The sequence below is a fragment of the Chryseobacterium hagamense genome, from assembly GCF_007991455.1.
Taxonomy (GTDB): Bacteria; Bacteroidota; Bacteroidia; order Flavobacteriales; family Weeksellaceae; genus Chryseobacterium; species Chryseobacterium hagamense.
This window is the reverse complement of the sequence record NZ_BJYJ01000052.1, coordinates 1-13,550: the sequence shown is the minus strand read 5'-3', so window position 1 is coordinate 13,550 and position 13,550 is coordinate 1. Positions and strand designations below refer to the sequence as shown.

The following is a 13,550-nucleotide window of genomic DNA, read 5'->3' as shown; positions in this document are numbered from 1 at the left end:
AGAAATTATAAGAATTATAAATAATCATGTTAACAGATCGGGAAATGCTAGCCATAGCAGAACGTTATTTAGAGAGTAAAGCACAACATTTTGGAGGATCGGATATTGAAGTCGTAATACTGACTGACTTGACGATCAAAAAACCGTATGGTAATATTTACGATTATCAGTCGAAAGAATATGTATTAACAGGCAATTTTAATAAATCTTTGGCAGGGCATTCTCCTTTTTTAGTAGAAAAAAACTCTGGGAGGGTAGTTGGTTTTGGTACGGCAGGTTCTTTAGAAAGTTATATAGAGGATTATGAAAATGGTGCATTAGTACCAGCATTAACTCGTTACTGGTATCCAGATGAAGACCGTTTCGATTATAAGTAATTCATTCCTTTCCTGTTTCAAAGCTTTAAAACTCTCCTAAATCTCTCAATACCTGAAATACATCAACCCCACAATCCATTCTGCAATCCAACTTTTACCCTACCTTTGAATCATGAAAAAATTGGAATCGAGAGAAGATATTGAGCTTTTGGTGAATTCGTTCTACGGTAAAGTCATTAAGGATGAAGAGATCGGTCTTTTCTTCAATGAGATTGCCCGGGTAGATTGGGCCAAACATTTGCCGAAGATGTATGCATTCTGGGAATCGGTTTTGTTTGGGCAGATGTCGTATAAGGGAAACCCGATGGGTGCGCATTTCCCGATCAATGAGATCCGGGCAATGGAGCAGAAGCATTTCGACCGCTGGCTGAAGCTTTGGACGGCCACCGTCGAGGAGCATTTCGCCGGAGAGGATGCGGATCAGGCGATTTATAAAGCCGAAAACATCGCTAAGCTGATGGCTTTCAAAATGGACCTTGCCAGAAGGCTGTAGGGTTTAAGGTTTAGCGTTATAAGTTTAAAGTTCAGAATTGAATATAAAAATTCGGTTCTAAGTTGTTACTAGAGCAAATTGAGCTCGATGATATTTATGATGTCAAGTTTTACGAAATAAGAGCTGCGAATAGCTCAGGATCTAAACAGATTGACTTTAACAAAAAACACCTTTAATAATAGTTTTGTCAAAACCTTCCCGCATCCGGGATCCCTCTTCCAGCCCGTTCTCTCATTTGTACCTAAAGCTCCCATTATTTAAGACTGCCGGTAATATTTAAACGGAAAACTTCCGGCATCCGGCACCCAGCTTCCCTCTCAAGGCACAATCACCGTGAAAATATAGGCGGCCAGGTTCACCAGTAATACCGTTCCATAGAGGATATTCGTTTTTCCGCGGCTTAACGAAAGCATGACGATGAATACCGAAAGGGAGAGCAGGATCACATCTTTTTTATCCAGTCCGAGAACTAACGGAATATCGTAAAGGATACAGACCACGGAAACGGCGGGAATCGTTAAGCCGATGCTTGCCAGTGCAGAACCCAACGCGAGGTTAAGGCTCGACTGGATCTGGTTGCTGCGCGCCGCCCGGATTGCTGCAACTCCTTCCGGAAGCAATACGACCGCCGCAATGATAACACCGACCAACGATTTCGGAGCGCCGAAGCTCTGCACCATGTCTTCAATGGTGGAGGAAAGCCCTTTGGCCATCACCACCACAATAGCCAGGCAGATCACTAAAAAGACAAAGCTGATAGTAGTCTTTTTTACCGAAGGGGCATAATGCTCCTCAGGATGTTCTTCCGGTGCAATGAAATAATTCCGGTGCCGGATCGTCTGCACCATCAGGAAAACTCCGTAAATCACCAGGCAGGCAATTGATACGAAGATCAGCTGGGCCTGGTTGTAAAAAGGTCCGTTGACACTTGATGTGAAATTCGGCAGCACCAAAGTTAAAATCAGGATCGAAACGATACTTACCAGATAAGTGGTGGCGGAAGTCCTCGCAAAGAACTGTTCGTAATATTTTACCCCGCCTACCAGGATGCAGATGCCGAGGATCCCGTTCAGGATCAGCATCACCGCTGCAAAAACGGTATCCCTCGCCAGGGTAATCGCCTGGTCTCCGCCGGCAACCATCAGGGAAATGATCAGCGCCACTTCAAGGATGGTGATACAGAGGGCCAGGATGATTGTCCCGAAAGGTTCCCCGACTTTATGCGCAACCACCTCAGCATGATGAACCGCCGAAAGCACGCTGCCCGTCAGTAAAATGCCTGCGATGAGGTCAAATACCACGCCCGTTCCCATCAGCCCGGAAAAATAATACCCCACGGCCAGAACCGGGAAAATATACGTATAATGTAAAAGTTCTTTTAATTTCATAAGCCTTCGTAAAATACGAAAAATCGACGGTTTTTAAAATATCCAAAGGAAATATTCATAAAAACTTATTTAGATTTCTTTCAACCGTAAAAGTCTCAGGATGTTTATTCTGTGAATTCAAAATCACAAAAATCATAACCAATAAAAATCAAAGATTTTTACAAAACTTTTATCTACTTTTCGGATTGTCACTGACGGCCTTTATCAAGCAGATTAAAATCTTTTGTGACTTGTGTGGTAAAATTTTGAAGATTCAGCTTTTATCAATGATTCCATAGATAAAAATCCTGCAGGTCCGTCAGCATGTGGAACAGCAGCCCGATCCCGATAATCCTGATATTTCCTTTAAAAAACAGCATCAAAAAATACACCGCTATGGCATAATAGGAATGCAGGAAATGAAATCCCACACTGGCCCGGTCCGGATCGAAAACAGGATGGGCAAAAAGATGATCCAGATCCACCAGCATGGTCGCCAGGAGGATGAGGTAAACTTTCTTCCAGTGTTTCCGGTAGAACGTTAGGGCAATGAACGCCGGAAAAATGAAGTGAAGGAAATAGTGGGTAAAAGTTTTAAGCAAAGCAAGGTGTGAAGAATCCATAATCCGAATCTGTTCAAATGAGTGATAAATTTAAGTATAAAGAAATAAAGGTGATGAGCTTACCGTATGAGCAGATTCTCTAACCGGAAAGTCCATAAAAAGGAAGATCAGAGATTTTGACAGTGTGTTGTGCTGAACCAAAGTCTTTGCTGTATCCTTTCATATTAAATATGATCTCATAATTCAGACCGATTTCCGGTCCAGCAGGACCATCCGGCTGTTGTAACGGGTTTAGATCCGGCCTTTCAGATAATCCTGCCGCAGGGCTTCATCCAGCTTTTCAATGGCATATCTCAGGCAGGTTCTGGGCATTTCCTGGTAGTACCGGTTCAAATAATCAATAAGTTCCTGCTGGTTTTTCTGCCCCATTTCCCGGAGCAGCCAGCCGTTGGCCTTATGCATCAGATCGTGAGGATGTTTTAAATTCCGGGTAACGAATTCTTTCGTCAGCTCAAAGGACCCTTTCTTTACGTAATGCATGGTTCCGACAACAGCTATTCTCTTATGCCACATCATATCGGAATGGGAAAGGTTTCGGAGCAGATCCTCATGTTGGTTTTCAAAGCAGTAGCGGCCCAGTATTTTATAGCAGCTTGAATCCACCAGATCCCAGTTGTTGATGTACTGAAGATGGTTCAGGTAAAATTCAACAAGGGTTTCCTGTACTGTTCCGTCTTTCGTTTTTTCAAACTTAAAAGTTAAAATAAAAAGGGCGGTCAGGCGGTGCTCATGATATCCGGATGAAAGAAGAAGGCTTAGCTCCTGCAGTGAAATTTTTTCATAATATTCTTTTGCCACCAGCCGCTGGTCCGGAACTTTTACGCCTATAAACAGATCGCCTTCGCCGTATTCGCCTTTGCCCGTTTTAAAAAACTTCGGAAAAAACTCCGCTTTTTCAGAAACCGCAAGTGCAGTTAACGCCTCTTTTATTTCTTTAACGGCAGAATATTCAGGGGGAGAATGCATGAGATTAAATTAGGTGTTCTCTTTTAAAGCAACATTTTCCAGTTTCTCTTCCTCAATGGCAATTTTATTCGGATTGGCAACTTTTCCAATGGTAAGCCCCTGAACGATAATGGAAAACACGACTACACAATAGGTAATACTTAAAATAATCTCACTGTATTCGTTTTTGGGAACAGACATTGCCAAAGCAATGGAAACCCCGCCGCGGATTCCGCCCCAGACCAGAACCTTAACGGTCTGCGGACTGAAGGTCCGTTTCATAAATTTCGTAGGCCCCCAGATAGAAATGACTCTGGCCAGCAGCACGATAACAATAGCCACCAGTCCCGGAATGATAAAATGCCTTAAATCTTTAATCATCAACAGCTCAAAGCCGATAAAAAGAAATAGCACCGCATTAAGGATTTCATCGATCAGTTCCCAGAATTTGATCAGATAGTCCTGGGTGATGGATTTCATTTTGAATTTAAGACTGAAATTACCCATAAAAAGCCCAGCGGCGACCATCGTCAGTGGCCCCGAAATATGCAGCTGCCTGGCAATAAGATAACCTCCCATCACCACGGAAAGAGTAACCAGCACGGAAATAATATAATCATCCACTTCACGCATCAGCCTGGAAGTGATCCAGCCCAGAATAATCCCCAGCAAAAGCCCTCCGCCGGCTTCCTTCAGCAGCAGCATTCCGATACTCTCAAGTCCTAAGTCCACCTGCTCGCCAATGGCAAGCTGAAGGACTACCGAGAAAATTACCACAGCCATACCGTCATTAAAAAGCGATTCTCCGGCGACTTTTGTTTCCAGTGATTTCGATACCTTGGCCTGCTTCAGAATACTGAGAACAGCTACTGGATCCGTAGGGGAAATCAAAGCCCCGAACAGAAGGCAGTATATAAAAGGCAGTTGAATGCCTAAAAAGGGCAGCAGGTAAAACATACCGAATCCTACAACAACAGTGGAAATAAGCACGCCTACCGTGGAAAAAATCAGGACCGGCCGGAACTGTTCCTTGAGGTCGTCCAGATTGATGTGGATCCCTCCTGCAAAAAGCAGGAAATTAAGCATGGCGCCCATCAGGACTTCGGTAAAATCGATGCCCGTCATCAGATTGTGAAGGTGCCCGTAGGTTTTCGGTAAAACCGCTTCCCCGAAAGAAACCAGAAAAATGGAAACCACAATGGCAATCACCATGATTCCGATGGTGCTCGGAAGTTTAAGGAACCGGTAATTGAGATATGAAAAGATGGATGCCAGAACGATAAGGGCTGAAAATGAATAATATAATTCCACTAAGGTGTTTTTTAATTTAAATTTTTAATAATCAATATAAAGTACTTTAATATAAACTTTGTTGCTGTCTTTTTCCCAGATGTCGAGAATCCCGTCTTTTACGGATTTTGAACCTCTTGTATAATCCTGTCCTAAATTCAGGATATTCAGCAGGATGTATTCATCGCCCACGGAATTGACCAGGTAGGGTGTTTTTTCGGTTCTGCCGTCGCCGGAAGATTTCATGCCGTCCGTTAAAGCCCTGAACTGGCTCAGGTGGTACATGAAATTATCACCGTCTTTTTGGTAGTCGTAGGCTTTCAGAAGGATCAGAAGGATATCCAGGTTGGTCGGGTCTTTATCATAAAGGATCTTTCCCTGCCGGATACAGTCCTGGAAATTATTGGCTTTGAAAGCTTCCGTTAAACTTTTAAAATCCGGATCGGTAGTAAGGACGGGGTCTTTCTTAAAATTCCTCCCGTAGTAGAGATACCGTGCTTCAACAGTGTCCAGCGACCTCGGATAAGCTTTGTATTTAAAAATAAGCTTCTCGTAATTGTACGCGGACTTTTCGTTTTTAAGAACTTTCTCAATTGTTTTAAGGTCGGTTTTCGGCTTCTGACTGAAACCGAAAACCGAAATGAAAACCAGGAATAGGAAAAAGGGATATTTCATCTATTCTTTTTGGATTTCTTCTTCCTCATCGTTATCGAAATATTCGAAAAGGAAATCGTTATAAGGAAATCTTGAGATATGGATCTTCATGACCTCGTCGTAGATCAGCTTCTTCATTTCCGGGAAGTTTTCTTTCGTCAGTGCCGAAATGAAGACCGTCGGATATTTGGATTTGGCCATCCAGGTGTTTTTCCATTCTTCCAGGGAAATGTTTTTTCTTGTGGAAGGGGTTAAATCATCTTCGTCTTTTTTCTGATAGCTGAAATCGTCGATCTTATTGAAAACCATGATCATCGGCTTCTGATGAGCATTGATTTCCATTAAAATCTGATTCACGGAATCGATATGGTCTTCAAAGCTTTCGTGGGAAATATCCACCACGTGGATCAGAAGATCCGCCTCACGGACCTCATCCAGGGTAGACTTGAAGGATTCCACCAGCTGGGTCGGTAATTTCCTGATAAATCCTACGGTATCCGTTAGAAGGAAAGGAAGATTCCCGATGACCACTTTTCTCACTGTCGTATCCAACGTTGCAAACAATTTATTTTCGGCAAAAACTTCAGATTTCGATAAAGCGTTCATCAGGGTAGATTTTCCAACATTGGTATAGCCTACCAGGGCAGCTCTTACCACTTTTCCGCGGTTATTCCTTTGGGTCGCCATTTGCTTGTCAATGGTTTTCAGCTTTTCTTTCAGCAGGGAGATCCGGTCGCGGATAATACGCCGGTCGGTTTCGATCTCCGTTTCCCCCGGACCTCTCATCCCGATTCCCCCTTTCTGACGCTCAAGGTGGGTCCACATCCGGGTCAGCCGCGGTAAAAGGTATTGGTACTGGGCCAGTTCCACCTGTGTCCTTGCATAGGAAGTCGTTGCTCTCTGGGCAAAAATATCCAGGATCAGGTTGGTCCGGTCAAGGATCTTCACTTCCATTTCCCGTTCCAGGTTTTTCAGCTGGGAAGGGGAGAGCTCGTCATCAAAAATAACGGTGCCAATGGCGTTCTCTTTGACGTATTCTTTTATTTCCTGTGCCTTTCCGCTTCCGATAAAAGTCTTGGAATCCGGCTGTGTTAATTTCTGGGTAAAACGACGGTCTACGGTAGCACCGGCCGTAAAGGCTAAAAACTCAAGCTCGTCCATATATTCCTGAAGCTTGTCTTCATCCTGGTGCTGCGTTACCACACCCACCAAAACGGCCTTTTCGTAATTATGTTCTTTCTTTTCTAGCATTAAATTCTATCTGTATTGGTAAGATTTACAAGATACTATTTTTCAGGAAAAAAAACAAGACGATTTTTTGGACACGGATTGATAAGGTATCAGGCTTTAATTTAACGTGAACTCGATGAAGGATCTGGATTAAGAGGTTGGAAGCAGGATGCCGGAAGTTTCTCTTACCAGACACCGGATCTAAGATATTGATTATCAAATTGAACAGGTCATCGCTTTATCAAACGAATTCTTATTAAATCCTGAATAACCGGGCTTAGTTCTTCAAGCGGGGACGGATTTATATCATTTTAAAGTCCTAGATGGATGGCTTAGTACAGGATAGGATGAAGTCCTGTCAGAACCGTGAACCATTTATTTGTTCCGGCAAGATAACGATATCCAAAACCCTGACTGAGTCAGTCTCATTTTTATTTTTGAATTCAATAATTGACTGAATATGATAGCACTAAGGTTGAACTCACGTTAATTTAAATTGCGTTGGTATAAAACATTAGAGGAGAAAATTCCGGCGTCCTTATTCCTGCTTTCCAGCGAAATGTGTTTTTGATTCAACATTAATTGAAGGTTTTTATAATATTGATTTATAGAAATTTAATACCTTTACCACATAGTTGAACCTAACTGTTTACGTTTTATAATTTAAACTGATATTCCGATGACAGGCAGCATCCGATGTATGATTATCGAAGACGACGAGCTGGACCGGCTTGTCCTTCAGCAGCAGATCAGGCAGTTTGAAAATATGGTGCTGGTCGGCTCCTTTGACGCTGCGGAGAAAGCGCTGCCGCATCTGCATCTTCCGGTTGATCTTCTGATCCTGGATATCGATCTTCCCGGAATGAGCGGAATTGAGTTCCGGAAAATAAGCCGGAAGGTCCCGGCCTGTATTTTTGTAAGTTCCCATCCCGAATATGCTATCGATACCTTTGAGGTCGATACGTTTGATTTCCTTACCAAACCTTTGAAATCGGAACGTTTCCGGCACTCCATGCAGAAGCTTTTTGATTTTTTCGAAATGAAAGAGAAATCTGAAAACTTTGATATGCTGATCGGGGAGAATACCATCAAAATAAAGGAAGGCGGCCATATCTCACAGATAAAAATCAGCGACATCCTTTACCTGGAAGCCCTGAAGGATTACACGAGGGTTGTAACTTCCGAAAAGAGGTACTGCATCCTGGATTCCATCGGAAGTATGCTGAATAAAAGCCATTTCGGCTCTTTCGTCAGGATCCACCGGAGCTATGCGGTTCCGCGCCACCTCATCAGGAGCAGGCATGCCCATGAAGTAGAGCTGGTACATCAGGTAAAGCTTCCGGTCGGGAGGGCATATAAAAGCAATCTAGACTTTTTCGGAACTTAAAATGAGCGTGCTGCCTCTGTTCTTTTCCGTTTTTACTTCAATTTCCATCCCGATGGCCTTTGAGAGGTCGCGAATCAGATGAAGCCCCAGCCCTTTTTTGGTCCCGATGGTGACGCTGTCGTCAAATAAAGCCCTGAACTTTTCCGTGGAAGCACCCTCGCCGTTGTCGGTGATGCTGAGGAAATTTTTTTCTCCGTCCGAATAGGCCTTCCACAGAATAATTTTTTCACCTTCTTTCTGCTCCAGGACCTTGACGGCATTATTGGTTAAATTCCGGATAATGGTTTTAAGGTATTCTATATCGGTCAGCAGGACCATACTTTCAGGAAAATCAAACTGGAAACGGACGTTTTCCACCCAGGAAAAATTCTTTTCAATGTCTTTAAAAACGGTACCTATCTGGACTGCTTTCATTTCAGGCGCAAAATGTTCCATTTGTCCTTTGCTCCAGAGGAGGAGATCTTCCATCTGTTGCAACAGGTTTTCAGATGCGGTAATTACTTTGTTTTCAAGGCGCTTTTGGGTTTCGGCATCCATAAGGCCGGGGGCTTCTTTCTGCAGGTGGAGGAAATGGATCAGTCCGGCTACCGGGCTCCGGAGGTCATGGTTCAGGATTCCGAAGAATTTCATTTTCGTTTTATTGGCTTTATCAAGTTCGGCATTCAGCTTTTCAAGCCGGTTGCTGTTCCTTGTTGATTGCCGGTACAGGAAAAACATCAGGATCCCGATAATCAGAAACGCCAGAAGCCCGAGAAGGTAGTACAGCTTTTCCTTTTCTTTGTTTCTGATGATGAGTTTGTTAAGGGCAATTTCCTTGTTTTTCTGTTCAACCACTTTCTGGCTTTCCAGTTTAGCCATTTCGTTCTTCCGGCTCTGGGAGTAAATAGAGTCTCTGGTATTGTAATATTGCTGGAAGTTCTCGGCAAAGCCATCCAGATCTCCTTCAAGCCTGCTGAGTTCCGACAAGCCTCCGTAATTGAACATCACCCACTGCTTATTGTTGTTGCCGGCAGCAATTTTTTTACTGATGGCAAATTCCTTCCGGGCTTCTTTTAAGAGCTGCCCTTTTCTCCAGGGTAACTGACTTCTGTATTTTTCATACTGCTTGTAAAATTCCAGATAGGAAAAGGCCATATTGTAATGGTTGGCAACCGACATATAATGATGGGGCGAAATTTTATCCCACATCTTCTGGGCTTCCTGCTGCATTTTAAAACCTCTCGCCAAATGGTCCACATCCAGTAAAGACCAGTTGGTGAGCAGCCACGCCTGTCCGAATTCGTTTTCCGTATTTTTAAAATATTCATAGGCTTTGGTAAAATGTACCTGTGCTTCTCTGGGTTTCCCGAGGCTTCTTTCCATTTCTGCCAGCACACCGTGGCAAAATCCGAGAGCTTCCTGAGAATGGGATTCTCCGGCGATTTTCAGGGCTTTGCCGATGTTTTCATAGGCCTTTTCTTTATTGGATTCATCCAGATATAAAAAAGCAAGGCTCCGGTAAGCGGAATTCACGATCCAGAGGTTCCTGCTTTTCGTTCCCAGGTCCACGGTCTTCAGATAATTTCTTACCGCCTCTGCATGCTCTCCTTTCTGATGCGCCAGCCGGCCGGATAGATAATAGTTGTCGGCAAGGCTGTAAAGATCTTTGTTTGTTGTATTGAGGGCAGCCGATTCTTTATTGTACCGGTATGCCTGGCCGGTATTGTTTTTTTCAGTGTAATAACTGACAAGCCCCAGCAGGGTTTTCCCCTTTTTAACATTCCAGTGGTTCTTACGGATCAGGAAAAGATTCTTCTGTGTATAGGCAAAACAGCTGTCGGGATTGTAAATCCGGTAAATATCGATAAGGTTCTGCTGCAGGGCAAAACGTCTTTCTTCAGAAATATTTTTTCTCAGTTCCGATTTAAAATATTCCAGCTTTGAAAATTCCTGCGATGCCAGGGTAAGCGGCAGGAATAAGATGAAAAGAAGGGATCTCGTAACCATAATGTGTTATTTCTCACGAAGATAATATTTTATCAAATGTCATTTGTCGATTTTTCGCGTCGTTCGTCTATTTTAAAAAGATCCGTTTGCATTATAGGGTAATTTAGCCGCATCAACGCTTTTATCTATCTAAAACATGTAACCACAAAAACAGATTTATATGAATAGAACATCCATTCAATGCTTCTTTCTGATATCGTTTTTCGTCCCTGTTTCCATGCTCAAGGCACAGTCAGCAGTGATGACGGCGGGAATGAACACTACAGGAGGCAACGGCTCGGTTTCTTACAGCGTGGGCCAGGCCGCTTACCTTGCGAAAGGCAGCAACGGGCAGGTATCCGAAGGGGTACAGCAGGTATACGAAATCATTACGCTGGCTACCGGAGAAGCTACCGATTCATCTGCAGAAGGAATTTTACTGTATCCGAATCCGGTTAAAGATTTCCTGTATCTGGATTTTACCACCCGGGATTTTAAAGGCTCGGAATATCAGCTGTTCGATGCACAGGGCAAACTGATCAGAACGGAAAAGATCACAGAGCCGAAGTCGGAATTTAATTTTTCGTCGCTGCCTTCGGCTATGTATCTGGTCAGGATCAATCAGAAAAGCAAAAACATCAAAACATTTAAAATCATTAAAAAATAATCATCATGAAAAAAATATTACTGGCAGCGGGCCTCATGCTGGGTACAACGCTTACTTTTGCGCAGGCTCCCGAAAAAATGAGCTATCAGGCCATTATCCGGAATGCGTCCGGGCAGGTTTTAGTCAATCAGAACGTCGGAGTCCGGGTAAGTGTCTTACAGGGCTCGCCATCTGGTACGCTGGTATATTCTGAACGACTTACAGGCAGCACCAATGCAAACGGACTGTTAACGGTGGAGCTTGGAACGGGAACGGTGCTTTCAGGAACGTTTAATACCATCAACTGGCCTTCAGGAAGCTACTATCTGAAGACGGAGACCGATCCGGCGGGCGGAACCGCCTATACCATCACCGGAACCAGCCAGCTGCTGAGTGTGCCTTATGCCCTGTTTGCCAAATCGGCAGGCGGAGTAAGCGGTGGAACTGCTTTTACTGTACCCTATACCAACACTTCTACAAATGCGGGTGCTTTATTCTCTTTAACTAATAACGGGGACGGAATTTCTCTTGAAGGCATAAACACGACGACGACTTCAAATGTTGCTGCTGTAAGGGGAACAATTACCAATACGTCTCCGGGAGGATTCTCTTCTGCCGTAAAGGGAATGAACAACGGAACCGGTGGCTTGGGAATCGGGGTATACGGAAGCCAGGACGGATCCGGATGGGGGAGCTATGGCGTAACGCCTTCCGGAATCGGCGTGTACGGAAACTCAACGGGCTCCGGGTACGGACTGTATGGCAACAGCAGTACCGGAACAGGCCTTAATGCTACCAGTGTAAGCGGCATTGCAGCCAGTGTCTCCATTTTTAATACTGCCAATAACAACAATGCCCTTAATGCCAATACGGTAGGAAACGGAAATGTAATCAACGCCTCAACCACAGGTACCGGTAAAGGAATTTACAGCACATCAGGCGCCGGTTTTGCCATTCACGGAGTAACCTCGGTACAGACCTCGGCCGGACTTGTAGGCGATAATAACGGAGCAGGAGAGGCTATTGTGGGAAGGAACACCAGTGACATTGCCGGAGCCGTGGTCGGAAGAAATGACGGCGGAGGATATGGTGTTCGCGGTTTTATAGCAACCAACACTTCCGGTAACGGAATCGGCGTCTACGGCCAGGTCGGTATTAATAACAGTACCGGAAGAGCCGGAAAATTCGAAAACCTGAACAGCGACAACACGTCAACCACGCTTGAGGTATCCAGCGTAGGAAACGGAAATGCCGGTGACTTTACGGTAAACAATACCAACGGTACTTCTGCAGCGGTACATGGCAAAGTGAATTCTATTTTTGCTAATTTCGGGACTGCCGGGGTATACGGCGAGTCGGTAGGAACGGGAGGCTTCGGCGGATTATTTTACCAGAGAAGTGCTTCCGGGACAGGACCTGCCGTACTGGCCGTCAGTGAAGGCAGTGGCAACGGAATTACCTCTAATGCCGGAGGTATCGGTAATGGGGTAGAAGCAACTGTAGATGGCAGCGGAAATGCAATCTATGGATGGATTCCAAGTTTCGGTACGGGGAAAGCCGGAAGGTTCTCCAACACAAATCCGAACAACGGAAACCCTACAGTTCATGTCTCCACCAACGGGACGGGAAACGTTCTGTTGGTCAACCATACCGGATCTTCAGGGAATCTTGCTGTATTTCAGAGTGGAAATACCAACGTAGCCCGGATCAATAAATCGGGAACGGCATTTTTCAATGGAGGAACACAGAACAGTGGGGCAGACGTGGCTGAAGCTTTTGATGTGGAAGGCAATGCTTCCGGCTATGAACCGGGAGACATCCTGGTCATCTCCACCGATGCCGACCGCACCGTCGGGAAATCTTCAAAACCCTACTCCAATTTAATAGCCGGCGTATACGCCACAAAGCCGGGGGTTCTTTTAACGGAAGAAAATATTGATTCGGAACTGTCGGGCAAAGTTCCGATGGGCGTGATCGGCGTCATTCCTGCCAAAGTTTGCCTGGAAGGCGGCATAATTAAAAGAGGAGACCTTCTGGTAACGTCTTCACAACCCGGCGTTGCCATGAAAGCAAATCCTGAGAAAGTAAAAATAGGGCAGGTCATCGGAAAAGCCCTGCAGGACTATGATCAAAAAGAAACCGGTAAAATAAAAGTATTAGTAAGCATTAAATAAAATATTATGAAATCACTATACATCACCCTGTTCCTGGCCTGTGGCCTTCATGCCTACGCTCAGGAAAACAGAAAAGATTCCGAAACCCAGGTTCAGGAAGCCGTTAATTACAAAGAAGCCAAAGCATTTGAAGCTGAAATGATAACAGAAGCGCAACAGCGTACCTCCGAAAAACCATCTGTAGTGAAGCTTGCATCAGAACAAGGGCTTGCGGTAAAGCCACAAACGATATCCCATGCCCCGCAGGACCACAAGGAAAAATTGCTTTCAAGCCGCAACCTGACCATTCAGGAAATCAGGAAAACCATTCCGAAAGATTGATGAGGTACCTTTAAAAATAAGTTTCTTTATATATATGAAGTCTTTGCAGTTTTATCTGTAAAGGCTTTTATATTGTCC

General features: G+C 44.4%; 13 protein-coding genes. 6 read left to right on the top strand and 7 right to left on the bottom strand.

Going from position 1 to position 13,550, the window contains the following annotated elements:
- Nucleotides 1-44: 44 nt before the first annotated feature.
- Together CHA01nite_RS19790 and CHA01nite_RS19785 are read left to right on the top strand one after the other, a co-directional pair.
- Entirely contained in the window at nt 45-377 is a 333-nt protein-coding gene (locus tag CHA01nite_RS19790) for a hypothetical protein (protein WP_228458471.1), read from the top strand.
- A 112-nt stretch (nt 378-489) separates the two neighbouring features.
- Nucleotides 490-870 (top strand): group III truncated hemoglobin, encoded by a 381-nt coding sequence (locus CHA01nite_RS19785; RefSeq protein ID WP_146944618.1) that lies wholly within the window; start codon nt 490-492, stop codon nt 868-870.
- Nucleotides 871-1,187: 317 nt separating this feature from the next.
- Here CHA01nite_RS19785 and CHA01nite_RS19780 read toward each other — a convergent pair whose 3' ends face one another.
- The 6 genes from CHA01nite_RS19780 to hflX all read right to left on the bottom strand — a co-directional run bounded on the left by CHA01nite_RS19780 (nt 1,188) and on the right by hflX (nt 7,000).
- A complete protein-coding gene (locus CHA01nite_RS19780) occupies nt 1,188-2,258 on the bottom strand; it encodes a calcium:cation antiporter (RefSeq protein ID WP_146944616.1) in 1,071 nt (356 codons plus the stop codon).
- Nucleotides 2,259-2,521: 263 nt separating this feature from the next.
- On the bottom strand, nt 2,522-2,860 hold the full coding sequence (locus CHA01nite_RS19775; protein WP_146944614.1) for a DUF6122 family protein: 339 nt from the start codon (nt 2,858-2,860) through the stop codon (nt 2,522-2,524).
- 231 nt (nt 2,861-3,091) lie between these two features.
- The gene (locus CHA01nite_RS19770) at nt 3,092-3,826 is read right to left on the bottom strand and encodes a DNA alkylation repair protein (protein ID WP_146944612.1); all 735 of its coding nucleotides are present in this window, start codon (nt 3,824-3,826) and stop codon (nt 3,092-3,094) included.
- A 9-nt stretch (nt 3,827-3,835) separates the two neighbouring features.
- Nucleotides 3,836-5,116 (bottom strand): cation:proton antiporter, encoded by a 1,281-nt coding sequence (locus CHA01nite_RS19765; RefSeq protein WP_146944610.1) that lies wholly within the window; start codon nt 5,114-5,116, stop codon nt 3,836-3,838.
- A 24-nt stretch (nt 5,117-5,140) separates the two neighbouring features.
- Nucleotides 5,141-5,770 (bottom strand): DUF4919 domain-containing protein, encoded by a 630-nt coding sequence (locus CHA01nite_RS19760; protein WP_146944608.1) that lies wholly within the window; start codon nt 5,768-5,770, stop codon nt 5,141-5,143.
- The gene (gene hflX / locus CHA01nite_RS19755; RefSeq protein WP_146944606.1) at nt 5,771-7,000 is read right to left on the bottom strand and encodes a GTPase HflX; all 1,230 of its coding nucleotides are present in this window, start codon (nt 6,998-7,000) and stop codon (nt 5,771-5,773) included.
- 658 nt (nt 7,001-7,658) lie between these two features.
- Between hflX and CHA01nite_RS19750 the strand changes: the two genes are divergently transcribed.
- Complete coding sequence (locus CHA01nite_RS19750; RefSeq protein ID WP_146944604.1) at nt 7,659-8,366, top strand: LytR/AlgR family response regulator transcription factor; 708 nt, start codon at nt 7,659-7,661, stop codon at nt 8,364-8,366.
- On the opposite strand, the gene CHA01nite_RS19745 is transcribed toward CHA01nite_RS19750, so the two are convergent.
- Nucleotides 8,346-10,352, bottom strand: coding sequence for a tetratricopeptide repeat-containing sensor histidine kinase (locus CHA01nite_RS19745; protein ID WP_146944602.1), 2,007 nt, complete (start codon nt 10,350-10,352; stop codon nt 8,346-8,348). The genes CHA01nite_RS19750 and CHA01nite_RS19745 overlap by 21 nt on opposite strands.
- 160 nt (nt 10,353-10,512) lie before the next feature.
- Here CHA01nite_RS19745 and CHA01nite_RS19740 point away from each other — a divergent pair, with 160 nt between their 5' ends.
- Genes CHA01nite_RS19740 through CHA01nite_RS19730 form a run of 3 tightly spaced genes read left to right on the top strand, consistent with a single transcriptional unit; the run spans nt 10,513 to nt 13,472 of the window.
- Nucleotides 10,513-10,998, top strand: coding sequence for a T9SS type A sorting domain-containing protein (locus tag CHA01nite_RS19740; protein WP_146944600.1), 486 nt, complete (start codon nt 10,513-10,515; stop codon nt 10,996-10,998).
- Between the two features lie 5 nt (nt 10,999-11,003).
- The gene (locus CHA01nite_RS19735) at nt 11,004-13,151 is read left to right on the top strand and encodes a beta strand repeat-containing protein (protein WP_146944598.1); all 2,148 of its coding nucleotides are present in this window, start codon (nt 11,004-11,006) and stop codon (nt 13,149-13,151) included.
- 6 nt (nt 13,152-13,157) lie between these two features.
- Entirely contained in the window at nt 13,158-13,472 is a 315-nt protein-coding gene (locus tag CHA01nite_RS19730; RefSeq protein WP_146944597.1) for a hypothetical protein, read from the top strand.
- Nucleotides 13,473-13,550 lie beyond the last annotated feature (78 nt).